This window comes from Salinivibrio sp. MA440, assembly GCF_001996265.1.
Lineage (GTDB): Bacteria > Pseudomonadota > Gammaproteobacteria > Enterobacterales > Vibrionaceae > Salinivibrio > Salinivibrio costicola.
The window spans coordinates 40,745-65,975 of sequence record NZ_MUFI01000008.1; the positions used below are offsets into that span (position 1 = coordinate 40,745).

22 protein-coding genes and 1 pseudogene are annotated in these 25,231 nt (G+C 50.2%); 16 read left to right on the forward strand and 7 right to left on the reverse strand.

Annotated elements, in window-relative coordinates; genetic code table 11:
• Nucleotides 1-9: 9 nt before the first annotated feature.
• On the reverse strand, nucleotides 10-720 hold the full coding sequence (ubiG, locus tag BZG80_RS04160; protein WP_021022396.1) for a bifunctional 2-polyprenyl-6-hydroxyphenol methylase/3-demethylubiquinol 3-O-methyltransferase UbiG: 711 nt from the start codon (nucleotides 718-720) through the stop codon (nucleotides 10-12).
• A gap of 310 nt (nucleotides 721-1,030) precedes the next feature.
• Between ubiG and gyrA the strand changes: the two genes are divergently transcribed.
• From gyrA to pyrF, 9 genes are all read left to right on the forward strand, one after another.
• Nucleotides 1,031-3,709, forward strand: a complete 2,679-nt coding sequence (gyrA, locus tag BZG80_RS04165) for a DNA topoisomerase (ATP-hydrolyzing) subunit A (protein WP_077646067.1) — start codon at nucleotides 1,031-1,033, stop codon at nucleotides 3,707-3,709.
• Nucleotides 3,710-3,973: 264 nt separating this feature from the next.
• Nucleotides 3,974-5,056: a 3-phosphoserine/phosphohydroxythreonine transaminase gene (gene serC, locus BZG80_RS04170; RefSeq protein ID WP_077575840.1), complete on the forward strand. Its 1,083-nt coding sequence runs from the start codon at nucleotides 3,974-3,976 to the stop codon at nucleotides 5,054-5,056.
• Between the two features lie 158 nt (nucleotides 5,057-5,214).
• Nucleotides 5,215-6,498 carry a 3-phosphoshikimate 1-carboxyvinyltransferase gene (aroA, locus tag BZG80_RS04175; protein ID WP_077678801.1) on the forward strand — a complete coding sequence of 428 codons (1,284 nt, stop codon included), beginning with the start codon at nucleotides 5,215-5,217 and terminating at the stop codon, nucleotides 6,496-6,498.
• A 222-nt stretch (nucleotides 6,499-6,720) separates the two neighbouring features.
• Nucleotides 6,721-7,404, forward strand: coding sequence for a (d)CMP kinase (gene cmk, locus BZG80_RS04180; protein ID WP_077460208.1), 684 nt, complete (start codon nucleotides 6,721-6,723; stop codon nucleotides 7,402-7,404).
• Nucleotides 7,405-7,507: 103 nt separating this feature from the next.
• Nucleotides 7,508-9,178, forward strand: a complete 1,671-nt coding sequence (gene rpsA, locus BZG80_RS04185) for a 30S ribosomal protein S1 (RefSeq protein ID WP_021022391.1) — start codon at nucleotides 7,508-7,510, stop codon at nucleotides 9,176-9,178.
• Between the two features lie 72 nt (nucleotides 9,179-9,250).
• Nucleotides 9,251-9,535, forward strand: coding sequence for an integration host factor subunit beta (ihfB, locus tag BZG80_RS04190; protein WP_021022390.1), 285 nt, complete (start codon nucleotides 9,251-9,253; stop codon nucleotides 9,533-9,535).
• Between the two features lie 299 nt (nucleotides 9,536-9,834).
• The gene (locus BZG80_RS04195) at nucleotides 9,835-10,122 is read left to right on the forward strand and encodes a LapA family protein (RefSeq protein ID WP_021022389.1); all 288 of its coding nucleotides are present in this window, start codon (nucleotides 9,835-9,837) and stop codon (nucleotides 10,120-10,122) included.
• 3 nt (nucleotides 10,123-10,125) lie between these two features.
• Nucleotides 10,126-11,295 carry a lipopolysaccharide assembly protein LapB gene (gene lapB, locus BZG80_RS04200; RefSeq protein WP_021022388.1) on the forward strand — a complete coding sequence of 390 codons (1,170 nt, stop codon included), beginning with the start codon at nucleotides 10,126-10,128 and terminating at the stop codon, nucleotides 11,293-11,295.
• 87 nt (nucleotides 11,296-11,382) lie between these two features.
• Entirely contained in the window at nucleotides 11,383-12,081 is a 699-nt protein-coding gene (gene pyrF / locus BZG80_RS04205; protein WP_077678802.1) for an orotidine-5'-phosphate decarboxylase, read from the forward strand.
• Between the two features lie 159 nt (nucleotides 12,082-12,240).
• Here the strand turns inward: pyrF and BZG80_RS04210 are convergent.
• The 6 genes and pseudogenes from BZG80_RS04210 to pspF form a co-directional block, all read right to left on the reverse strand.
• Nucleotides 12,241-12,942: pseudogene (locus BZG80_RS04210) on the reverse strand (peptide ABC transporter ATP-binding protein); the annotation flags it as partial.
• A gap of 97 nt (nucleotides 12,943-13,039) precedes the next feature.
• Nucleotides 13,040-14,047, reverse strand: a complete 1,008-nt coding sequence (locus tag BZG80_RS04215) for a peptide ABC transporter ATP-binding protein (protein WP_021022385.1) — start codon at nucleotides 14,045-14,047, stop codon at nucleotides 13,040-13,042.
• Nucleotides 14,047-14,934 (reverse strand): putrescine export ABC transporter permease SapC, encoded by an 888-nt coding sequence (gene sapC, locus BZG80_RS04220; RefSeq protein ID WP_021022384.1) that lies wholly within the window; start codon nucleotides 14,932-14,934, stop codon nucleotides 14,047-14,049. Before sapC ends, BZG80_RS04215 begins: the two co-directional genes overlap by 1 nt.
• Entirely contained in the window at nucleotides 14,921-15,883 is a 963-nt protein-coding gene (locus BZG80_RS04225; protein WP_021022383.1) for an ABC transporter permease, read from the reverse strand. Before BZG80_RS04225 ends, sapC begins: the two co-directional genes overlap by 14 nt.
• Nucleotides 15,884-15,886: 3 nt before the next feature.
• Nucleotides 15,887-17,506 (reverse strand): ABC transporter substrate-binding protein SapA, encoded by a 1,620-nt coding sequence (gene sapA / locus BZG80_RS04230; protein ID WP_077575836.1) that lies wholly within the window; start codon nucleotides 17,504-17,506, stop codon nucleotides 15,887-15,889.
• Nucleotides 17,507-17,647: 141 nt separating this feature from the next.
• Nucleotides 17,648-18,643: a phage shock protein operon transcriptional activator gene (pspF, locus tag BZG80_RS04235; RefSeq protein WP_077678803.1), complete on the reverse strand. Its 996-nt coding sequence runs from the start codon at nucleotides 18,641-18,643 to the stop codon at nucleotides 17,648-17,650.
• A 161-nt stretch (nucleotides 18,644-18,804) separates the two neighbouring features.
• Here pspF and pspA point away from each other — a divergent pair, with 161 nt between their 5' ends.
• The 7 genes from pspA (at nucleotide 18,805) to BZG80_RS04270 (ending at nucleotide 25,179) form a co-directional block, all read left to right on the forward strand.
• Nucleotides 18,805-19,473, forward strand: a complete 669-nt coding sequence (gene pspA / locus BZG80_RS04240; protein ID WP_021022380.1) for a phage shock protein PspA — start codon at nucleotides 18,805-18,807, stop codon at nucleotides 19,471-19,473.
• A gap of 21 nt (nucleotides 19,474-19,494) precedes the next feature.
• Entirely contained in the window at nucleotides 19,495-19,725 is a 231-nt protein-coding gene (gene pspB, locus BZG80_RS04245; protein ID WP_021022379.1) for an envelope stress response membrane protein PspB, read from the forward strand.
• Entirely contained in the window at nucleotides 19,722-20,117 is a 396-nt protein-coding gene (pspC, locus tag BZG80_RS04250; RefSeq protein ID WP_021022378.1) for an envelope stress response membrane protein PspC, read from the forward strand. The genes pspB and pspC overlap by 4 nt, the downstream gene beginning before the upstream one ends.
• 90 nt (nucleotides 20,118-20,207) lie before the next feature.
• A complete protein-coding gene (locus BZG80_RS04255) occupies nucleotides 20,208-21,599 on the forward strand; it encodes a YcjX family protein (protein WP_077678804.1) in 1,392 nt (463 codons plus the stop codon).
• 11 nt (nucleotides 21,600-21,610) lie between these two features.
• Nucleotides 21,611-22,645 (forward strand): YcjF family protein, encoded by a 1,035-nt coding sequence (locus BZG80_RS04260; RefSeq protein WP_077678805.1) that lies wholly within the window; start codon nucleotides 21,611-21,613, stop codon nucleotides 22,643-22,645.
• 384 nt (nucleotides 22,646-23,029) lie between these two features.
• A complete protein-coding gene (gene tyrR / locus BZG80_RS04265; protein WP_077575833.1) occupies nucleotides 23,030-24,571 on the forward strand; it encodes a transcriptional regulator TyrR in 1,542 nt (513 codons plus the stop codon).
• Between the two features lie 20 nt (nucleotides 24,572-24,591).
• Nucleotides 24,592-25,179: a GNAT family N-acetyltransferase gene (locus BZG80_RS04270; protein WP_077660961.1), complete on the forward strand. Its 588-nt coding sequence runs from the start codon at nucleotides 24,592-24,594 to the stop codon at nucleotides 25,177-25,179.
• Nucleotides 25,180-25,231: the final 52 nt, after the last annotated feature.

Genomic DNA, 25,231 nt, shown 5'->3' on the forward strand with positions numbered 1-25,231 from the left:
TTCAGTCGGTTAGGGGGCCTGAGTATGAACGAGATAATTCACATCGACATTGGTATTCGACAGCTTATAGGTGTCGAAAAACGGATTATAGTGCAACCCAGTCATATCTTGGGCATTAAGCGAGGTGTTATCAATCATTGTCATCAGCTCTGAGGGCCGAATAAATTTATGATGCTCGTGGGTGCCTTTCGGGACTAACTTCAGAATGTGCTCGGCACCGACAATCGCAAATAGCCAGGATTTTGTATTGCGATTTAAGGTTGAGAAAAAGACATGGCCACCCGGTTTAACCATTTGGGCACAGGCGTGAATGACAGAGGCGGGCTCAGGGACATGCTCTAGCATCTCCATACATGTCACTACATCGTATTGCTGGACAAAGCTACTGGCGTGTTCTTCGGCTGTTGATTGGATGTATTGAACATCGACGCCCGCTTCAAGCGCGTGGAGTCGGGCAACGGTGAGTGGTTCTTTACCCATATCTAAGCCGGTGACGTCGGCGCCTTCTTGCGCCATGCTTTCTGCAAGGATCCCGCCACCGCAGCCGACATCGAGCACCTTCTTACCAAATAGTCCACCGGCTTTGGCCATCACATAGTCAAGACGCAGAGGATTGATTTGGTGTAGAGGCTTAAACTCACCCTCTAAATCCCACCAACGTGATGCCATGTCTTCAAACTTTTGAATTTCTGCCGGATCGACATTTGATACCTGAGTCATAACTACAGCTTCCTTATCGGTTTTGCTGCATTATAGCGAAATCCAACACGATAAAAAGAAGCCTATCTATCAGCGCGACGTGATACATCAGGCCAGCGCGCTCAGACACCTTGTGGGCTTATATTCTTAAAAATGCATAGCCAGATACGGAAGTGGTGGGTTTTTATCCGTATAGACGCATTCAGAGCGTCTACTAACGAGATCCGTGATACATCTTGGCCATATTCACGTGTCTCGTAGAAGGCTTTGTGTTATTCTCCGTGGTCACGTATTTGAATACGCAAACATTATTTTGAGGGATGTTGGCTCCATGAGCGATCTTGCTAAAGAGATCACGCCAGTCAATATCGAAGAGGAGCTGAAAAGCTCATACCTCGACTATGCAATGTCCGTCATTGTTGGCCGAGCTCTTCCTGACGTGCGTGATGGCCTAAAGCCAGTACACCGCCGCGTATTATTCGCGATGAACGTACTAGGCAACGACTGGAACAAGCCATATAAGAAATCGGCCCGTGTGGTCGGTGATGTGATCGGTAAGTATCACCCACACGGTGATAGTGCGGTTTACGACACCATTGTGCGAATGGCGCAGTCATTCTCGCTACGCTACAGGTTGGTAGATGGTCAAGGTAACTTCGGTTCTATTGACGGCGATTCTGCGGCGGCGATGCGTTACACCGAAGTGCGCATGGCAAAAATTGCCCATGAACTGCTCGCCGATCTTGATAAAGAAACCGTGGATTATGTGCCAAACTACGATGGCACCGAACAAATCCCGGATGTGTTGCCAACACGCGTACCTAACCTGCTCGTCAACGGTGGGTCAGGCATTGCGGTCGGGATGGCAACCAACATCCCACCTCACAACTTAACCGAAGTGGTTAATGGTTGTCTGGCTTACATCGATAACGAAGATATTACCATCGACGAGTTGATGGACTACATCCCAGGCCCTGACTTTCCAACCGCGGCAATGATCAATGGCCGTAAAGGGATTGAAGACGCTTACAAAACGGGCCGTGGTAAAGTTTACTTACGTGCCAAAGCGGATATCGAAACAGAAAAAAATGGTAAAGAGACCATCGTTGTTAACGAGATCCCTTACCAAGTCAACAAAGCGCGTTTGATTGAAAAAATCGCCGAGTTGGTAAAAGACAAAAAAATCGATGGTATTTCTGCACTGCGTGATGAGTCGGATAAAGACGGCATGCGGATTGTCATCGAATGTCGCCGCGATGCGGTTGCGGAAGTGGTTCTAAACAACCTTTACGCGCAAACGCAATTGCAGACATCGTTCGGTATCAACATGGTGGCGCTGGACAACAACCAGCCGAAGCTTTTCAATTTGAAAGAAATGTTGAAATGCTTTGTCAATCACCGCCGCGAAGTGGTTACACGTCGAACGGTTTACGAATTACGTAAAGCACGCGATCGTGCCCATATCCTGGAAGGGCTCGCGGTCGCGCTTGCTAACATCGATGAAGTGATTGAACTGATTCGTCAAGCACCAACACCTGCTGTTGCCAAGCAAGAGTTACAAGACCAAGGTTGGAAACTCGGTGGCGTATCGGCAATGCTTGAAGCGGTTGGGGGCGAAAATGCCCGTCCAGAGTGGCTTGCGGCAGAATTTGGTGCCCGCGACGATGGGTCTTATTATCTCACTGAGCAACAAGCGCAAGCGATCTTGGATCTGCGTTTGCACAAGCTTACTGGGCTTGAGCACGAAAAGATCCTAGACGAGTACAAAGGGCTTCTAGAGCAAATCGCGGAGCTATTACACATCTTAGCGAGCACTGAGCGCTTGATGGAGGTCATCCGTGAAGAGCTGGAAGCGGTGCGTGATAGCTATGGTGATAAACGTCTAACTGAGATCACTGCGGCAAGTGCCGACATTGATATCGAAGATCTGATCAACCAAGAAGATGTGGTAGTGACGTGGTCACACGACGGGTACGTCAAGTACCAAGCGTTGAGTGACTATGACGCGCAACGTCGTGGTGGTAAAGGCAAATCGGCGACGCGCATGAAAGATGAAGACTTCATCGAGCGTCTATTGGTGGCAAATACCCACGACACCATCTTATGCTTCTCCACCCGTGGCCGCATGTACTGGCTGAAAGTTTATCAATTGCCGCATGCGTCACGTAATGCCCGTGGTAAGCCGATTGTTAACTTACTCCCGCTTGAAGACGGTGAGCGAATTACCGCTATTCTACCGGTGCGTGAGTACGAGGAAGACAAATATGTCTTTATGGCAACCGCACACGGCACGGTGAAGAAAACGCCGTTGACTGACTTTAGTCGTCCACGTAGCGCCGGTATTATTGCGGTGAACTTACGTGACAACGATAGCCTGATTGGCGCGCAGCTCACCGACGATAGCAGCGAAGTCATGTTGTTCTCGCAATTCGGTAAAGTCGTGCGGTTTGTCGCCTCAAATGACACCGTGCGTGCAATGGGTCGTACCGCTGCAGGGGTGCGAGGTATTCGATTGGCCGAGAATGACCAAGTTGTCTCGCTGATTATCCCGCAAGCCGGCGCTGAGATCCTAACCGTCACCGAAAATGGCTTTGGTAAACGTACCGCTTTGGATGAATATCCGACCAAGAGTCGTGCAACCAAAGGGGTGGTATCGATCAAAGTCTCCGAGCGTAACGGTGATGTCGTGAGTGCCATTCAGGTGTGTGAAGGCGACGAGCTGATGATGATCACCAATGCGGGCACACTAGTACGTACTCGCGCCGAAGAAGTGAGCCAAGTGGGTCGAAATACCCAAGGTGTTCGCCTGATCCGCGTCAGCGATGACGAGAAAGTGGTTGGCCTACAGCGTATTGAAGAGCCTGATGAAGAAGAAATGGAAGCGCTGGCGAATGAAGCTGCTGCGACCCATAAATCAGAGGGTGTCGACACGTCGGACGAGGATGTTTCATCGACGGTGAATGATGATCAAGACGACGCGCCAGCGTCGGATGAGGATTCAAACACCTAATCGTGACTCGGTGTAAGATTAAAAAGGGTGCAGTGAACTGCGCCCTTTTTTATTGCCTATTGATTGGGTAGCGCTAAAAATATCCAGGCGTGCCAAGAAATCAGGGTGGAATGTGCCTTGGTGCTTTCAAAATGTGCGTGAAACGTGTTAAATCAATCACACGCCTTTTAAAACGAACGGCTTAAAACGTCTTTTTAAAACAACGAGTAGTCTTGCCGTCCAACGGACGCGGGAGATGACAAAAAGCAGGAGCCCCTCCCCAACATGGATAACGTCTATAACTTCTCAGCTGGCCCGGCGATGCTGCCGCGTGAGGTCATGCTTAAAGCCCAAAAAGAATTCATGAACTGGCAAGGCCTTGGCACGTCAGTAATGGAAGTTTCGCATCGCAGTGAGGCATTTTTATCTTTAGCTCGCCAGTCTGAGCAGGATCTGCGAGAACTGCTGGTTATTCCAGAGAATTATCACATTCTATTTTGCCAAGGTGGCGCACGTGCGCAATTTGCCGCAGTACCCATGAACCTCATGGGCAACCATACCATTGCTGATTACGTTGATGGCGGTTATTGGGCCGAGAGTGCCGTCAAAGAAGCAAAGCGCTATTGCACACCGAATGTGATTAACGTTCGACGCGAGCGCGACGGTAAGCGAGCTATCTCGCCAGCCAAAGATTGGTTGCTCAGTAGTGACGCTGCGTATGTGCATTTTTGCCCGAATGAAACCATTGATGGCATTGAAATTAACGATCTGCCCGACACCCATAAGCCGATTGTCGCCGACATGTCATCGACCATTTTGTCACGTCCGATCGACGTGTCTCAATATGGTGTTATTTATGCGGGTGCACAGAAGAATATTGGCCCTGCTGGACTCACACTGGTTATCGTGCGTGATGACTTACTGGGCTTGGCAAAAGATGTATTGCCAAGTGTGCTCAATTACAAAGTATTGGCCGATAAAGACTCCATGTTTAACACACCACCGACCTTTGGCTGGTATCTTGCAGCTGAAGTGTTTAAGTGGTTAAAACAACAAGGTGGTATTGAAGCGGTGTACGCGCGTAACCAACAAAAAGCGGCGTTGCTATACGATGCCATAGACCAGTCAAGCTTGTACCGGAACCAGATTCATCCTGACAACCGATCATTGATGAATGTGCCGTTTCAACTGGCCAATAGTGAGCTGGATGAAACCTTCCTCGCGGAAGCGACAGCGCAAGGCCTACATGCACTCAAAGGCCACCGTGACGTGGGTGGGATGCGAGCGTCTATTTATAACGCGATGCCACTAGAAGGGGTGCAAGCCCTCGTGGACTTTATGCATGAGTTTGAGAAAACGCACGGCTGATTCAACGTGTCCAGGTGAGATTTATCGAAAAAGACCGCTTTTGTCGTGAAAGCGGTCTTTTTATTTCCCTTCTCGACACTTTGATAAAAATAATAATTGTGAGACCGCTTGTATTTTGGTTACTCTGGGGACACTAAGCATCACGGATATAAACCAGAATGGAGCAACTGACACTTTCCCCCATCTCTCATGTTAATGGTCAAATTAACCTACCTGGCTCGAAAAGCGTGTCTAATCGCGCCTTGCTGCTCGCCGCGTTAGCGTCAGGCACCACACGATTGACCAACCTACTCGATAGTGATGATATTCGGCATATGCTTAATGCATTTACCGCGTTAGGTGTGTCGTATCAACTGTCTTCGGATCGCACCGAATGTGTGGTAGAAGGGCTGGGACAAGCTTTTCAGGTCGACAGCCCGCTTGAGCTATTTTTGGGCAATGCCGGCACAGCGATGCGGCCTTTAACTGCGGCACTGTGCCTGGGTAAAGGCGAGGTGACCTTGACTGGCGAACCAAGAATGAAAGAACGCCCGATTGGTCACTTGGTCGACGCGCTCAATGCGATCGGCGCTGATGTCCGTTATCTCGAGGCCGAAGGTTACCCGCCATTGCGCATCAAAGGCACAGGGTTAGCTGGCGGTGATGTCAACATCGATGGCAGTATCTCCAGCCAATTTCTGACCGCGCTGCTGATGGCTGCTCCGTTTGCGCGCCAAGAAACGCGTATTACTATCAAAGGCGATTTGGTCTCTAAGCCTTACATTGATATTACCCTTGCTATCATGGCGCAATTTGGCGTCGAGGTGCAAAACGACAACTATCAGCGCTTTGTCGTGCCGGCTGGTCAGCACTATCGATCGCCTGGACATTTTATGGTTGAAGGCGATGCATCGTCTGCCTCTTATTTTCTTGCGGCCGCGGCAATCAAAGGCGGTGAAGTTAAGGTCACAGGCATTGGACGGAAAAGTGTGCAAGGTGATATCCAGTTTGCCGATGCGCTAGCCGCAATGGGCGCGGACATAGAGTGGGGCGACGATTACGTGTTAGCGCGCCGCAATACGCTACAAGGCGTGGATATGGATTTTAACCATATTCCCGATGCCGCGATGACCATTGGTGTCGCTGCGTTATTCGCAAACGGACCGACGCGCATTCGTAACGTGTATAATTGGCGAGTCAAAGAAACCGATCGACTTTATGCCATGGCAACGGAGTTGAAAAAACTCGGCGCTGTGGTCGAAGAAGGTGACGATTATCTGTATGTTGAGCCACCTAAGCAACTTAAGCATGCGGCAATCGACACGTATGACGATCATCGCATGGCGATGTGTTTTTCGCTGGTGGCACTCAGTGATACGCCCGTTACCATCAATGACCCGGGTTGCACCTCAAAAACCTTTCCTGATTACTTCGACAAGCTAGCGGCGATCAGCGCTGACTGATGATAAAGCGTGAGGGTTTTTTATTGCTGCTGATATTGAGTCAGCAGCAATGATTTCCTTGTCCATTTCTTCTATAATGTTCACCGAATTATACAACCGCCCGTTTTCGTTAAAGCGTGATGCAAGCAAAAGCCTGATGCGACTAACAAGCATCATGTGACTAACAAGCATGATGTGACAAAACGGGCGCGTTGAGCGATCGAGACCAACGTGGAGAGATTTATGCCGATACAGGCGCCTGTCATTACAGTAGATGGACCAAGCGGTGCAGGAAAAGGAACCCTATGTATGCGACTGGCTGAAAAGCTCGGTTGGCACCTGCTCGACTCAGGAGCTATCTATCGGGTACTGGCTCTCGCAGCGATTCATCATGACGTTGATACCGAATCTGAAGAAGCACTGGTGCCACTGGCCGCCAACTTAGACGTGCAGTTTTTAGCCGAAGGAGACTTGGTGAAAGTGATCCTGGAAGGCGAAGATGTGTCCGGGACCTTGCGGACCGAGCAGGTAGGCAACCAAGCCTCAAAAGTGGCTGCGTTACCCCGGGTTCGTGAAGCATTATTACGCCGCCAGCGCGCCTTTGTTGGTGAGCCGGGGTTGATTGCTGACGGACGTGATATGGGAACGGTCGTGTTCCCGAAAGCGGCGGCTAAAATCTTTTTGGATGCCAGTGCAGAAGAACGCGCGCGTCGCCGTCAGCACCAGTTGCAAGGTAAAGGGGTTAATGTTACCTTTGAGCAACTTTTAAGTGAAATTCAAGAGCGTGATGATCGCGATCGCAACCGTGCGGTGGCACCATTGCGCCCTGCGTCTGACGCCTTAGAGCTAGATTCTACTTCGTTATCGATTGACGAGGTGATCGAGCAGGCGTTAGCGTTTATTGAAAGCAAATTATCGGCTGCATAAGCAGTCTATAACCGTTAGCTGCAAGGATGATAGCTGACATATTTTACAACCCCATGCGGTAGGATACCCGTGGACGTTTATCAAATTGAAGATTTTAAATATAATGACTGAATCTTTTGCTCAACTCTTTGAAGAGTCTCTAAAAGAAATCGAAACTCGCCCAGGTTCTATTGTTAAGGGTACTGTTGTTGCTATCGAGAACGGTTTCGTTCTGGTTGACGCAGGCCTGAAATCTGAATCGTCCATTCCGGCTGACCAATTCAAGAACGCTGCTGGCGAACTTGAAATTGAAGTAGGCGGTGAAGTCGATGTAGCCCTGGACGCAGTGGAAGATGGTTTCGGTGAAACTCAGCTTTCTCGTGAGAAAGCTAAGCGTCACGAAGCTTGGATCCAGCTAGAAAAAGCGTACGAAGAAGCTGAAACCGTTAACGGTGTTATTAACGGTAAAGTGAAAGGTGGTTTCACCGTAGAACTGAACGGCATCCGTGCGTTCCTACCGGGTTCACTGGTTGACGTTCGTCCAGTACGTGACACTTCTCACCTGGAAGGCAAAGAGCTCGAGTTCAAAGTAATCAAGCTTGACCAGAAGCGCAACAACGTTGTTGTTTCTCGTCGTGCGGTTATCGAGTCAGAAAACAGCGTTGAGCGTGACGAGCTGCTAGCTTCTCTGCAAGAAGGCATGGAAGTTAAAGGTATCGTTAAGAACCTGACTGACTACGGTGCGTTCGTTGATCTGGGCGGCGTTGATGGCCTGCTTCACATCACTGATATGGCGTGGAAGCGCGTTAAGCACCCATCAGAAATCGTTAATGTTGGTGACGAAATCAACGTTAAAGTTCTGAAGTTTGATCGTGAGCGTACTCGTGTATCACTTGGTCTGAAACAACTGGGTGAAGATCCATGGGTAGCCATTGCTAACCGTTACCCAGAAGGTCACAAGCTGACTGGTCGTGTAACTAACCTAACTGACTACGGCTGCTTCGTTGAAATCGAAGAAGGCGTTGAAGGTCTGGTACACGTGTCTGAAATGGACTGGACCAACAAAAACATCCACCCATCTAAAGTGGTTAACGTGGGTGACGAAGTTGAAGTTATGGTTCTGGACATCGACGAAGAGCGTCGTCGTATCAGCCTAGGTCTGAAACAGTGTAAAGCCAACCCATGGCAGCAATTCGCTGAAACTCAGAACAAAGGCGACCGCGTTACTGGTAAGATCAAGTCAATCACTGACTTCGGTATCTTCATCGGTCTAGACGGCGGCATCGACGGTCTGGTTCACTTGTCTGACATTTCTTGGAACGCAACGGGCGAAGAAGCCGTTCGCGAATACAAGAAAGGCGACGAGATCTCAGCAGTGGTTCTTCAGGTTGACGCAGAGCGTGAGCGCATCTCACTCGGCATCAAGCAGATGGAAGAAGACCCATTCAACAACTACCTGGCAGCCAACAAAAAAGGTGCTATCGTTAATGGTACGGTAACTGCTGTTGACGCGAAAGGCGCAACGGTTGAGCTAGCAGAAGGTGTTGAAGGTTATCTGCGTGCTTCTGAAGCATCGCGTGACCGTGTTGAAGACGCGACGCAAGTGCTTTCAGTTGGTGACAGTGTTGAAGCGAAGTTCACCGGTGTTGACCGTAAGAACCGCGTTCTTAACCTGTCTGTCCGTCTGAAAGACGAAGCTGACGAGCAAGAAGCAGTAGCGAGCCTGAACAAAACCGAAGAAGGTTCTATCGGCAACGCTATGGCTGACGCGTTTAAAGCAGCGAAAAGCGAATAATGTATACGTTGAGGGGGAAATTTTCCCCCTCTGCACTTATACTGTTGAGAAACATACTAAAGCGGGGTGTTTATGACCAAATCTGAGTTGATTGAAAGACTCTGTAGTCAACAAACCCATCTATCTGCGAAGCAGGTAGAGGATGCCATCAAGGAAATCCTTGAGCATATGGCAAGCACACTAGAAAGCGGTGATCGTATCGAAATCCGTGGTTTTGGTAGTTTCTCACTACATTATCGCGCGCCTCGTGTGGGGCGTAATCCTAAAACAGGCGAAAAGGTCGAGTTAGACGGCAAGTACGTCCCTCACTTTAAACCTGGTAAGGAGCTTCGTGATCGCGTTAACATTTATGGTTAATCGATAGACGCTGAAAAAAACGGCATGCTGCAAGTATGCCGTTTTTTTATGTCCGCTGATCATAGCTTGCGTGACGAATTTCCTGCATAATCATACCTCCTGTGTAAGATCTTATACCTACGACGACACGTTGTTATTCGGATTAACCTTAGCCTGAATAAAGCGTAAGCTAGGGGAAGGGTAACGACGACGTTTGGTATTGAAATCAAGCGTCAATGTTCACAATGGCAGGTGCCTCGCACTTTGTCTATCTACCATAACTGATCGGGCATTCGGCCTTTCGCAATGAGGGAATACTTGTGAAAATACTCGGCATTCTGTTTCTGGTATTATGCTTTTTGATCGCCTTGGCGCTAGGAGCGCAAAACCAAGCTGTGGTCAATTTTAACTATTTAATCGCTCAGGGTGAGTTTCGTTTATCCGTCATCTTGGGTATTGTCTTTGTCATCGGGTTTGGCATTGGCTGGCTCGTTTGCGGCGCACTATATCTCAAAGCCCGAATGACGGCTCGAGGACTACGTAAACAGGTGGAAAAGCAACGCAAAGAACTTGATAAGTTGCGTACGGACCCGCTTAAGGAACAATAATTCATGCTAGAGCTGTTGTTTCTGTTACTCCCGATTGCCGCCGGTTACGGCTGGTACATGGGTAACAGGAATGCTCGTCATCGACGGCAAGAACAGTCCCATCATTTGTCTCGCCAATATGTGGCGGGGCTCAATTTGCTGCTGTCTGAGCAATCAGATAAAGCGGTCGACTTATTTATCGAGCTTTTGCAGGTCGATAACGAAACCATTGATACTCACCTGGCGTTGGGCAACCTTTTTCGCTCTCGGGGTGAAGTCGACCGGGCAATCCGAATTCATCAAAACCTAATCGCTCGGCCCAATCTCACCTTAGATCAGCGCAACCTCGCGATGCAGCAGCTGGCTAAAGATTATATGGTTGCCGGCTTTTTTGATCGCGCCGAGAAAATCTTTGCAGAGCTGGTTGATGAGCCCGATTATCGCGAATTTGCCCTGCAGCAATTACTTGCCATTTCGCAACAAACGCGAGAATGGGAGCAAGCAATCGATACCGCAGCGAAGCTGGTCAAAATGGGCAAACATAAGCTGCGTAAAGATATCGCACATTTCCACTGTGAGCTTGCGATGCAGCAACTCGCTGAGGGTGATGAGCACAAGGCACGGCAATTGTTACGTCGTGCTTTGTCTTACGATAAAAGCTGTGTCCGAGCGAGCTTAAAATTGGCAAGACTCGACATTCAGCATGAAGATTACAAAGGGGCGCTCAAACAGCTCGAGAACATCTTAGAGCAGGATGCTGATTTTGTCAGTGAAGCGCTACCTTTGCTTGCAGAAAGCTATCGCGCCTTGGGACGAGAGATGCAGTTGGTGCGTTTTTTAAAAGAATGTATTGAAAAGAATGCAGGCGTCAGCGCCGAGCTAATGCTCTCTGAAGTGATTGGCAGCAACGAGAATATCGCTATGGCGCAGAGTTTTCTTACGCGCCAACTTACGCGTAATCCGACCATGCGCGGCTTTTATAAGTTAATGGAATACCATGTTGAGCAAGCCGAGGAAGGGCGAGCAAAAGCAAGTTTGAACACCTTAAAAGGCTTGGTCGCTGAACAAATGAAAGTGAAGCCTCATTACCGATGTCGTAAATGTGGTTTTTCCACGCATGCGCTTTATTGGCAGTGCCCATCTTGCAAAAGCTGGGGCGCTATCAAGCCAATTCGAGGGCTTGATGGGGAGTAATGGCGATGCTTAGGCATCGCCGTTTTTTTATCGGTTAGTGCGGCATTATGCCGTTTATAAGCATTCAACGAGGAACGAGGAAACAACATGCACGACCCAAAAGTCATCGTGGCACTTGATTATGCAGATATGAACCAAGCGTTAGCCTTTGCGGATAAAATCGAGCCAGGTTCATGCCGTTTAAAAGTGGGCAAGGAAATGTTTACCTTGTTTGGCCCAGCGCTTGTCAAACAGCTTCATGCAGGCGGACACGACGTCTTTCTCGACCTCAAGTTTCATGATATCCCCAATACCTGTGCCCGTGCTGTAGCGGCTGCGGCAGAGCTAGGCGTGTGGATGGTCAATGTGCATGTATCAGGAGGCGAGCGCATGATGAGTGCAGCACGCGAGGCGCTTGAACCATATGGAGGCAACCGCCCATTGCTTATCGGTGTCACCGTGTTGACCAGCATGACGGATGCGGATTTACGCCAAATTGGGGTACAACGCTCACCACAAGCGCAGGTGCAGCATCTTGCCAAGCTGACGCAACAGTCGGGTTTGGATGGTGTGGTGTGTTCAGCACAAGAAGCCAGTTTGCTTAAAGCGCAGTGTGGTGACACCTTTAAGTTGGTGACTCCAGGGATCCGTCCGGCTGGCAGTGCCGCAGGCGATCAGCGCCGAATTATGACGCCAGAAGAAGCGGTAAATGCAGGTTCGAATTACCTTGTCATTGGTCGACCTGTCACCCAAGCTGCCGATCCAGCCGCTGTGTTACATACGATTAATCAATCCCTACGCACTTGATGTGCCAGCTATCTAAGTCTTACTAGAGAAGGCACTAACAGATAAGGCACTAACAGATAAAGCACCAACAGAGAAAGCATTCAAAGAGAAAGCATTAACAGAGAAGCATCAAGCAAGGAAAGCATGAGCGGCGGACAGAGCCGGCCGCTCATGCTTGTATTACGGTCGTGCACCTGAGGATTTGCGAGAGCGCCTGTCTAATACCGGAGCGGTAAAGTGGCTATCGATAAGCCTTTGGGTGAGGCTATGCTGTGGGTTAGCAAACAGTGAGGCGGTATCGCCCGATTCAACCACTTCGCCTTTTTGCATCACCATCAACTTATCCGTTACATGTTTAATCACGCCCATGTGTTGCGACACATAAACATAAGATAACCCCATTTCTTCTTGTAGCTCGAGAAGCAGGTTGATGATCTGCGATCGCATTGACATATCCAAGCCATTTAATGCCTCATCGGCAACAATCACACTGGGTTGCAAAATTAACGCCCTTGCAAGCGAAACACGTTGCTTTTGACCGGTAGCAAGCATTTGCGGATAAAAATAAGCGTGCTCCGGGATTAGCCCGACCCGTAATAAGGTGTCTTTAATCCGTTTCCCACGCTCTTGGGGTGTCATATTGGTATTTCGACGCAAAGGCCCTTCCAATATTTGTCCAATTTGGTTGCGTGGGTTCAGCGAGGTATTCGGATCTTGAAAGATCATCCGTATGAGCTTGCAGCGTGTTTGATAATCTTTATAGCGGAGCGGATCGCCATTAACGCGGATTTGTCCCGCGGTCGGTTCAATCACGCCAGCAATCATTCGTGCTAAGGTTGACTTACCTGAGCCATTTTCCCCGACAAATGCAATTGTCTCGCCGACATCCAATGAAAAGGACACCGGCTTCACCGCATGGGTGACGCGCTTTTTTAGCCAACCAGACCGGTGATGATAGTCTTTCGATAGCCCATCAATTTCAAGAAGAGCGGCCATGCTTGTTCTCCATGTTGAGCGGGAAATGACAGGCAAATTTATGGTTTTTCACTTTCTCGGTTCGCGGTACTTCTACGCATTTACGCTGCGCATAGGGGCAGCGCGGGCCAAGTCGGCAACCAATAGGTAAATGTTGTAATGGCGGTATTGAGCCAGGCAGAGTTTCTAGTTTGCTTTTATGCGGGATCTCGCGGCTAAAATCCGGCATGGTCCGTAATAATGCGTCTGTATATGGATGATGGGGTGTGGTGAGTATTTGCTCTCGGTTTCCCGACTCCACAGACTGGCCACAATACATCACGGTAATTCTATCCGCCCAACGCGTAACCAAAGTCAGATCATGACTAATCAACAAAATGGTCGTGTTCGACAGCTGATTGGTGCGGCTAAGCAGTCGGAAAATTTGTGCTTGCGTGATGGGATCCAAATCATTGGTTGGTTCATCGGCAATTAATAATCGAGGGCGGTTAGCGATCGCCATTGCAATCATCACCTTTTGACATTCGCCATCGGTGAGCTCGTAAGGATAGCTGTCCATCACCCGCCGATGATCTTTTATCCCAACCTTATGGAGTAGAGCGATGGAATGCTGTTTACGCCAGTTTAAACGCTGCCACCAACTGCCAGAAAACGACGCGGGAGGAATCGCTTCTTCAAGCTGATGGCCCACCACTTCAGAGGGGTCAAGACAGGTCGATGGCTCTTGAAAGATCATCGCAATATCTTTACCCACTACGTGGCGGCGCTCTCTGGCTGGTAGCTCCAGTAAATCAATATTGCCCAGCCTCAAACGGTCGGCGCTGACATGCCATTGATCTTTGGTCACACCGCAAATGGCCTTAGCGACCAAGCTTTTGCCTGAGCCCGATTCTCCTACCAGGCCACGAATTTCACCGTCATTAATGGTCAGGCTCATTCTATCAACCGCTTTCACCATCCCTTGAGGCGTTTCAATTTCGATGGTTAGGTGTCGAATATCTAATAACGGCATTATTCAGTTCCTGCGTTGATGGCTTGGCTGACGCCCTCACCGACAAGGTTAACAACCAACACGCTAAACGCAATGGCTATGCCGGGCAGGGTCACTGTCCAGGGAGCGGTAAAAATAAGCTCAATGGAATCACCGAGCATAGCGCCCCATTCGGGGGCTGGGGGTTGAGCCCCTAATCCTAGAAAACCCAGCGCGGCAACATCCAAGATCGCGACCGAGATTGCACGGGTTACTTCAGTACTCAATACGGTGACAATATTCGGCAAAATAGAATGGTGTAACAGATAGATATTATTCGCGCCATCCAAGCGTGCGGCGATGATGTAATCTTTCTCTATTTCATCGTGGACCGCGGTATACACCGCACGAATAATACGAGGGATCAGTGACAACCAAATCGCGAGCAATATCTGGGTTTCACCGACACCGAGAAAGGCGACCACAATGATCGCCAATAGCAGCGAAGGGATGGAAAGAATGCTGTCAAGAATGTGGTTTAACACACTGGACTTCAGGCCCTTGGTCATGCCTGCCAGCACACCAATAGCGATGCCGACCAACGACGCGGTTAATGCCGTTATCAGCGCCAATCCAAAGGTTAAGCGAGAGCCGGCAATTAAGCGCGATAGCATGTCGCGGCTCAAATCATCGGTGCCGAGAAAAAACTCAATCTGCCCAGACTGCACCCAAGAGGGCGGCATCAAAAGCTGACCCGTTTGATGTTGCGGGCTCCAAGGGGCGAGCAAGGGTGCAAAGAGGGTCACTAAGAGAAGCCCGGCTAGACACCAAAACCCAATCACAGCTAACTTATTGCGGCGAAAGGCAGTCCAAGTCCGCTCAAACTGAGTGGGAATATGCTGTTCAACGTAGACACTATTTGAGGGCATACCATTTCTTCCTTACCAGCGGATTCATAAACGCCCCTAGCACATCGGAGACAATATTAATCAATAAGACAAACCCACCAATCGCAAGCACGCCCGCCTGTACAGAGGTATAGTCTTTGACAAGGAGCGCATCGAGTAACCAACGCCCAATGCCTGGCCAGTTAAATACAGACTCGACAATAATCACAAAGGTCACCATGGTGGAAACCAATAATCCAAAATTGGGAATAATAGGCGGAATCGCGTTTTTCATTCCATGCCGAAGCACAATCTCGGTTTTCGATAGCCCTTTAGTGGCCGCGGCTTTAATGTAATTCTGACTCATCACATAGGCCATTGAGTTTCTGACCATCTTAATAATTTCAGTTGTCGGAACCACGGCAAGCGTCAGTGTCGGGAGAGCAAGATGACGCATAATATCGGTTGCGACTTTTCCCTGGAGCGGTAAATCCGAGAGCCATAAATCGACTAACGCAAACCCAGAAATATGCGGAATCTCATACAAAAGGTTGTAGCGGCCTGATACGGGGAACCATTGTAAGTCGAGTGAGAACACCATAATCAGTAAGATGGCTAACCAGAATGTCGGAATCGAAAATACCACGACAGCGAGGGATGAAATCACTTTATCAGTGGGGCCTTGGCTACGCAGCCCTGCGAGCGTGCCGAGCGGTACGCCGACCATCACGCTAATGACCAGCGCGGAAATACAGAGCTCTAAAGTCGCCGGTGCGACATGGGCAAGAATATTGACCACTGGCTCCCCGTTAGCCGCAAGCCCTAGGTTTCCATCAATGAGTTGGCGTAGATAATAAACCCACCCTAACCAATAGTCATATTGGTGCCATCCTGAATCAGGCGACAATAAAATGATGTTATAAGCGACCAAGGTGAGGATCACCAAGGTGATCAAAAATAAGTTGAAGCGTCGTAAGGTATAAATCAGCATGGTTTAGCGCTCCCGTGACACATCAGCAAAACTGTCTGCCCCAAAGGGGGTCATCGTGAGCCCGGTTAAATGTGCATCACGGACTTGGTGTTGAATACCATGGGCAAGTGGCACCACCGGCATCCGACGGTCAAGAATGGTTTGTGCGTCCTGGTATAAGGTTTTGCGCATGGCCATATTGTCTGTCGCAATTGCCTCATTTAAGGTTTGATCGAAAAAGCGGTTACACCAATTGGCGATATTCCACCCCGTGAACTTGGCATTGCAAGTCAGTAATGGGCGTAAAAAAGCATCAGGATCCCCATTATCGGCCACCCAACCGGTAAGCACCATACCGTGACTGTCATCGCCTTCCCGAATCGATGCGCGGTTAACGGTTTTTTCTGGAATGATATTTACGTCTATGCCAATTTCTCCCAGATCGGCCTGGATCAGTTCGGCGGTTTTACGCGGACTTGGATTAAACGCCGTGGGCTTTAATGGCACCGTTAAATCAACACTGAACCCATGGCGATACCCGGCTTTGGCGAGCAGAGCCGCTGCGAGCTTGGGATCATGTTGGCTTTGCTGATTAGGGTCATACGCCCAGGACATCGGTGGCAACAAGCTGGTGGCAGGCGTGCCTGTGCCATAATACACCGAGCTTAGTAAGGCGCCGCGATTAATCGCCAGATTGATCGCCTGACGAACCTCCACCTGCGAAAGCGCTGGATGGCGGGTGTTGAGCGCAATAAACGCCACGTTCATCCCCGTTTGAGATGATAAACGAAAGCGCGGATCATTCACCACGACGGGTAACTGACTGGCAACGGGAGAGGCGAGCACATCACATTCACCCGTCAGCATTTTTGCCAAGGTGCCCGTTCCTCGGGTTGAAATATCAAAGACCACCTGCTCCATCGGGGCGGGACCTTGCCAATATTGCCAGTGGCGGCGCAGACGAATTAATTCACGAGGCTGATACTCAGCCATAGCAAACGGGCCAGTGCCAACCGGGTAGGCGTCGATCTTTTCCGGTGTACCGGCGGCTAATAATTGGTTGGCATATTCTTTTGAAAGAATCACCGAAAATTTGGTGGCCAGTGTAGAAAGAAACGACACATCGGGTCGCGAGAGGGTAAATTGCACACGATAGGTATCGGTCGCTTTGACACTCGAGACTAAACTTGAAAAATCCATGCTATCGAACCATGGATATTGGCCGCCAGAAATGCGATGAAAAGGGTGACGGGGGTTAATCAAGCGCCGAAAAGAGAAAACAACGTCCTCAGCATTGAGGTAACGAGACGGCGTAAAGGTCACACTGCGATGAAAAGCCACACCACGACGGAGTACAAAGGTATAGGTTTTACCGTCATCACTGACCTCCCAACTTTTCGCGAGCATAGGCTCGGGTTGGTAGGTGTCAGGGTTCAGCTGAAGCAGGCGATCGTACAGCTGGCTCGATAAGGTGTCTGCGGTCAGGCCGCCATCGGTCAACTGAGGGTTAAATGTGTTCGGTTGGCCTGGGCCACAAAACACAAAACCACGGTTGTCGGCCGCACGTTGATCGTTAGCCGCATCACAACCTGCGAGAAGCAGACCGCTCACGCCCAGGATCAAAAACTGGAAAAAAACGCGCATAAACCAAGTAAAATCAGCTATCAAAATGAATCCCGTAATCTACCACCGAAACGGTCTTACCACCAAGTAAAGTAGGGGTTATCTTGCGTTTCTGTGTCCGTGAGTTGTCCCTGTGCCGATAAAGGTTGAGCAACCACAAGATTAGTTATCTTGTCCCACGTTATACTTGCGCAACAGCCCCCTGAATTGATGGTAGCTTAGGCCGAGTAACTGCGCGGCCTTCCTCTGATGATAGTTGGCTTGCGACAACGCCGCTGTGACCAAATCGCGTTCTTGTGTGGTTTGCCACTCACGCAGATCAAGAGGAAAGGCTGGCAGTGAACCTTTGACCGCTGAAGGAGCATGTGTGGAGTGCTGAGGCTGCCAAGGCGGTGAAAATGGGTCAAGGCAAATCGTATCGATGGGTGTGGTGGCATCATTATGGCGAGAGAGCGCCCGCTCAACTGCATTTTTCAGCTCTCGCACATTACCTGGCCAGGAGTGTGTTAGCAATTGTGCTTGGGCCGGTTGCGAAAAGCCCGCAAATAATGGATAACCGAGCTCAACCGCCATTTTCATGGCAAAGTGCTCGGCCATGATCAAGATATCCTGCTGGCGCTCGCGAAGCGGGGGAAGATGGATAACGTCGAAGGCGAGCCGGTCCAGCAGATCAGGACGAAATTGGTTGTCTTGCGCAAGCGCGGGTAGATCTTCATTGGTGGCGCACACCAGCCGAACATCTGCGCGCAAAGGCGTGGTGCCGCCAACACGTTCATATTCGCCATACTCAATCACACGGAGTAACTTTTCCTGAACGCCCTGAGGCGCGGTAGCAATCTCGTCCAAGAATAGAGTTCCGCCCTCAGCGCGCTCAAATCGGCCCGCATGTCGGCCTTTGGCACTGGTAAAAGCACCGGCCTCATGGCCAAAGAGCTCAGAATCGATCAGCCCCTCGCTTAGCGCCGCACAGTTCAAGCTCACAAGCGGTTGTGACCAACGGGTTGAGAGGTAATGAAGACGCTGCGCGATTAACTCTTTCCCGGTGCCGCGCTCACCCATAATCAGAACCGGACGGTTGAGCGGGGCCAGCCGACTAACATGGTCTAACACGGCTAAAAAACGGTCGGACTCCCCCAGTAAGTTATCTTGTTCTCGCATGGCGATTTTTACCAAATAGTGGTTTTATTCATCATGAACGGTTTAGAAGGCCGACGCAACTGCTTTTAACCGATTGAAAAATAGTGCATAAAAAGTTGGCATACCGTTTGAATAAGTGTGAGCAGGTTTAAACAAACTTGAACAAATAGAAGGAGTCAGTAATGGGAATCTTTTCTCGTTTTGCAGATATCGTCAATGCCAACGTCAACGCCTTGCTCGATAAGGCGGAAGATCCACAAAAAATGATCCGTTTGATCATTCAAGAAATGGAAGACACCTTGGTAGAGGTGCGGACATCATCAGCGAAAGCGCTGGCAGATAAAAAAGAAGTCGCGCGTAAGATTGAAAACATCGAACGCCAAATTCAAGACTGGCAGGAAAAAGCCTCGCTAGCGCTGCAAAAAGATCGTGAAGATCTCGCGCGCGCTGCATTGATCGAAAAACAGAAAGCGCATGATGTGAAAGTCGCACTCGATGAAGAGCTGAGTTTAATTGCGGAAAGCGTTGAAAAACTGAGTGGTGAAATTGCAGCGCTTGAGACCAAGCTGAGCGAAACGCGGGCACGTCAGCAATCGCTGAGCATTCGCCGTGAGACTGCGGGCAATCGTCGTGATGTACGTCGTCACCTCGGCAGTGGTCGTGCGGACGAAGCAATGGCGAAATTTGAACAATACGAGCGCCGTATTGACGAACTTGAAGCGGAAGCCGACAGTTATCAAGTTGGCAAAGGCAAAGGACTAGACGACGAGTTCGCGGATCTTCAAGCCCAAGACGAAATTGAGAAAGAGTTGGCGTCTTTAAAAGCCAAAATGAAAGATAATCAATCATAACCAATACGACGAGGAGCGGACATGTCATCACTATTTCTTGGCTTTCCACTGGCGATATTTTTACTGTTCGTCGCCCCGCTATGGCTGTTGCTGCATTACCGCAGTAAACGCCAAGTTGAGCAGGGCTTAAGTGGGCAAGATTACGAAACGTTACAGCAGCTGGCTCAGCGCGCTGAAAAACTGCAAGCCCGTGTGGATAACTTAGAGCGCTTGCTTGATGCTGAAGCGCCACAATGGAGGCAACGCGCATGAGGGGAACCTTATATCGAGATCCAGACAACGGCCGCATTGCCGGTGTGTGCGCCGGCCTTGCCAACCACTTTGGGATGGAAACCTGGTTAGTACGGATCCTGACGGTCTCCGCGTTTTTGCTCGGCTTCGGTTTTTTTGTGGTGGTGGCCTACATCGCTGCCGTGCTGATCTTAGATAAAAAACCGGCGCAAGAACACGAAACGGTTGAGCCGGCTCAAGCGGCGCCAGCGCATCAGGTGAAACAAAAGCCATGGCAGTCGGGCAAGTCAGCCAGCCAACTGATCCGTGATCTCAACGGCGAGTTCACGCAAATGGAAGACAAGATCACTCAGATGGAAGCCTATGTGACATCATCAGCGTTTAACGTTGATCAAGCGTTTAAAAAGCTATAATCCGCCTCAACTTATCAGAACACGCATTTAACCATGCACAGCGGCTGCCTGTCGTAGGCAGCTTGGCTGATCAAGGAGCCATAAAAACTTATGCCATCAGTGAAAAGGCGCGTAAAGCAGTGGGCCAGCCGAGGCGCTGACCGTCATGTTCGTCTTGCGGTTACTGGCCTCTCGCGTGCGGGAAAAACGGCCTTTATTACCTCACTCATTAACCAGCTGACGCATTTGGGGACCGAGCCTAATTTGCCGTTAATGCAACTGGTGCAGCAGGGACGTGGATTAGGGGCGCGTCGAGAGCCACACCCACATATGCACTTGCCCGCGTTTGATTACGACTCTGCCATGCAGGCGCTACATAGTACTCCGCCGGTGTGGCCGTCACCCACGCGTGATGTCAGTGAAGTACGCCTAGCCGTGCGGTATCGGCCCCAGTCTGCCGCACTGAGAGCGATTAACGACATGGCGACCTTGTACGTTGATATTATTGACTACCCCGGAGAGTGGCTGCTCGATTTACCCTTGTTGAGTCAAACCTACTCGCAATGGTCAGCTAAACAGTCGGGATTATTGACCGGGCGTCGTGGCGAGCTTGCTGGCACGTGGACAACCAAAGCCGCGGCACTCGACCCGTTTGCACCTGCAGATGAAAAAAAGCTGGCTGAGATTGCTGCCGACTACACGGCCTTTTTACACCAGTGTAAAGCACATGGCGGGCTGCATTGGGTGCAACCTGGCCGGTTTGTGCTTCCCGGGGAACTGGCTGGTGCACCTGTGGTGCAGTTCTTTCCTTGGGTTGGCTCGGGCAATGAACAGGATTTGGCCAAAGCAGGGAAAGACTCCAACTATGGGGTACTCAAAGCGCGCTACGACTATTACTGTGAACATGTGGTTGCCCATTTCTACCGCGAACACTTTGCCAAAATTGATCGCCAAGTCATCTTGGTCGACACCTTACAACCGTTGAACGCTGGGCCCGCTGCGTTTCACGATATGCGCCTCGCCGTTGAGCAGCTCATGCAAAGCTTTAAATACGGCAAGTCAGGGTTACTCAAACGGCTGTTTTCGCCCCGTATCGATAAAGTGTTGTTTGCCGCCACCAAAGCCGATCATGTGACCCCCGAGCAACATCCAAACTTGGTGAGCCTGTTGCAACAAATTGTTCATCAAGCGTGGCAACAGGCGGCGTTTGAAGGCATTGATATGCGCTGTCAAAGTGTCGCCGCGATTGAAGCAACCACACCGGGCTATGTCTCGGTAAAAGGCAGCACCCAAAGCGCGTTAAAAGGCCATTTGGCCGATAACAGCCCAGTGACGTTATACCCGGGAGAGGTACCGGCTCAGTTACCGGAAGATGCCTTCTGGCAGGATCAAGGGTTTGACTTCCCGTCGTTTCGTCCGCAACCCGCGCCGCTCGATGCCCCCTTGCCACATATCCGCATGGATAAAGCCTTGGATTATTTGCTTGGCGACAAATTTCGATAAATGAGGTAGTCATGACCCAATACAAGCCAAAACAAACCTTTGCACAGGATGCCGAGATAGACCAGACGGCATTAGATAGCCGGATACAACAAGGCACCACGTTTGAATCGGACCATGATTTTACGCCGGCGGCGAGTGATGAATGGGAAGCCTCGCTTGATGCAACGCTCGCCCCCTCGTCACGCAAGCGACGCCGAGTGTGGCCATTTCTTATGTTGGCAACCATGCTACTGGCATTGTGGCAATCCGCTGACAGTGTGTATCAAAGCTGGCTAACGCAAGATTGGCTTAGCCTTGGCTGGCAAGGTTTGTTGATCGCCATCGCCACGACTGGATTGGTGATGCTGGGTAAAGAATGGCGCGCGATGCGTCGTTTGCTGCAACGCGATGCTGTCCGCCAACAGGCTGAGCAACTGCTGGCCAGTGATGCGGTCGGGCAGGGCGAACACTTTTGTCGTCAGTTAGCGGAGCAAACCGGACAAGTACAACGTCCAGCTTTTACACAGTGGCAGCAAGCGATCACGGCAACCCATAACGACAGCGAAATTTTAGGCCTTTATGAGCAACAGGTACTCAGCGCTCAAGATAAGGCAGCGCGCGCCTTGGTGACGAAACACTCGCAAGAGGCGGCCTTAATGGTGGCCGTTAGTCCATTGGCGGCCGCCGATATGTTACTGGTTGCGTGGCGAAATTTTCATTTAATGACCAAGATTGCCAACGTGTATGGCATTCAACTTGGGGTCAAAGCCCGATTGAGTTTACTTAAAATGGTTCTCACCAACATGGCGCTTGCCGGCGCGAGTGAGGCCATGACCGATGTCGGCTTTGATGTCCTTTCAGTGAACCTCGCTGGACGTGTTTCTGGCCGCGTCGCCCAAGGGTTGGGGATTGGTTTGCTCACGGCTCGCCTTGGATTAAAAACCATGACCCTGATGCGGCCACTGCCTTGGCATGGGCAAGCGGCCCCGAGCTTGTCACAGTTGCGGCGCGAGCTGGTAAAACGGCTAATGGGTAAAAGCCCAACCCCCGGCGAATCACCCCACTGACGCGAATACCTGTAGCACGCGTGGCGACACGTTCTTGGTGGCGCCCTTGGTGACGCTCTTGGTAACATGCTCTTGGTGACATCGTAGCCCATTGCGCTCTGTCACCTTGTGTTTTTATTTATAATATAATCAAAAGTTTAAACGGCAAAAGTCTGTGCTACAAACGTGATGTCGCAAGGCAAAAATGGCATCAGGGCTTGACTGTTAACCCTAACCCGCTCAAACTTCGCCTCAGTGTCAACTTATCCTGACAGCTAATCCGGCGCATGAAAAAATACTGACGATTGCTTTTGTAACGTCTTGATCAGAGCAGGTTTTAATCACCTCATCCCATCTTGTTCTGCGCCGGTATTGGGTATCACTGTCACGTTACAGGAATCCATTATGAGACTGAAAGTCTGTTGTGAAGATAGGATCGGACTGACCCGCGAACTGCTTGATATTCTGGTTCGCCGCGATATTGATCTACGCGGGATCGAAATCGACCAAGTCGGGATTATCTATCTGAACTGCCCTGAAATTGAATTTGAAGCCTTTAGTCAGTTGATGTCTGAAATTCGACTGATTTCTGGGGTCACCGATGTGCGCAAAGTCCAGTTCTTGCCTGCCGAGCGCGAGCATAAAGAGCTACGTGCTTTGGTCGAAAGCCTGACCGATCCTGTGGTCTCGATCAACCTCGACGGCTACATCGATATGGCCAATAAAGCGGCACAAGATCTGATTGGATCCAGTGAGCATCAGCTTATCGACGAGCATGCGAACACCGTGTTTCCTGACTTTCAGTTTGCCCATTGGCTGGAAAAAGAAGAAGCTAGCCAAAGCTGTAGGATGGTGGTGATGGCTGGCCTCGACTTCCTCATGGAAGTGATGCCTGTTCATATCAACGATGAAAGCGAACAGCCTGTGCTCGTGAGCGCCGTGGTCCAACTGAAACAAGTGGCGCTGAATAACACCCCGCAAACGGTTTTCCGCACGCCTAGCGACCATGGTTTTGAGCACCTCGTTGGCCAATCCAACAAGTTTAAGCAGCTGATGAGCCAAGCTAAAAAATTAGCGATGCTCGACGCGCCACTGTTGGTACAAGGCGAAACCGGAACAGGCAAAGAGATGATTGCGCGCGCTTGCCATCGGCATTCACTGCGGGCAGACAAACCCTTCTTGCTGGTGAACTGCGTGTCGATGCCTGATAACGCCGCTGAAACCGAGCTGTTTGGCATGGCCGCCGCAGAAGAGGGCGGTAGCGCGAAAAAAGGGATTTTAGAGCAAGCGGACGGCGGCACCGTCTTCCTATATGAAGTCGGTGAAATGAGCCGTCACCTGCAGGTAAAACTGCTGCGCTTTATGCAAGACGGCACCTTCCGTCGGGTCGGTGAAGAGCGTGAAATGCAGGTCGATGTGCGGGTGATTTGTTCAACGCAGAAAAATTTACCTGAGCTGGTGGCCGCGCATCAATTCCGCGAAGACCTCTTTTATCGCCTTAATGTCTTATCGCTGACGGTTCCACCGCTGAGAGAACGTTCTGCGGATGTGATGCCACTTGCGCAGCTATTTATTAAACAATTTGCCGCCGATTTGGGCCAATCCAAGCCAAGCATCGATGACGCCCTTGCAGACTACCTGACCCACTATGCATGGCCGGGTAATATCCGCCAGCTTCGCAATGTGTTATTGCATGCGATGACCCAAATCGATGCCGACGTGATGACGATAGACGATGTGCAGTTACCAGAAATCGAAAACACCCAGTTTCTGAGTGAAGAGTCGATTGATGGATCGTTGGACGAAATCATGAAGCGTTATGAGTCTGGCATATTGCATAACTTGTACCGAAGCTACCCTTCCACGCGTAAACTGGCTAAGCGGCTGGATGTCTCGCATACCGCTATCGCCAATAAACTGCGCGACTATGGCATTGGTAAGAAATAACGCGGGCCAAGACAGTGACTATGTACGAACCCTCGGTGAGTGATTTGCCGCGATTATCCGTGGATGAACTGCGCATTGATGCCATCAGCCATGAAGACGTCATGCGAGTTGTGCAATACTTTCAGCGCAATCGTGTCTTTCTTGCCCCCTGGGAGCCGGCGCGAACATCGGGCTTTTACTCCGAGCAGGGCTGGAAACGGCGGGTGCTACAGCTGATGGAGTTACAAAAGCATCAGCTGGCATATTATTTTTTAATTGCCAAGCAAGATTCTCCCACGGTATTGGGAGTGATCTCTTATACCAGCATGATGCAGTATCCTTCGTATTCTTGCACCGTCGGTTACTCGTTAGACCAAGCGGCACAAGGGCAGGGCATTATGCGCCGCGCATTGGCGACCACCAATCAATGGTTATTCGATAATATCCATATTCACCGCGTCAATGCCGCTTATATGCCATGCAATGCGCGCAGTGCCAAGGTGTTAGAGGCCGTTGGATTTGAACGAGAAGGACGAGCACGGGATTACCTGCTCATTAATGGTCAATGGGAAGATCACCTGTTAATGGCACATATTAATCCTCACTGGCGCCCTAAATCGTCGTCCTAAAGGAAAGCTCCATGAAAAAAGGCGATCGATTGCGATCGCCTTTTGCGTTGCT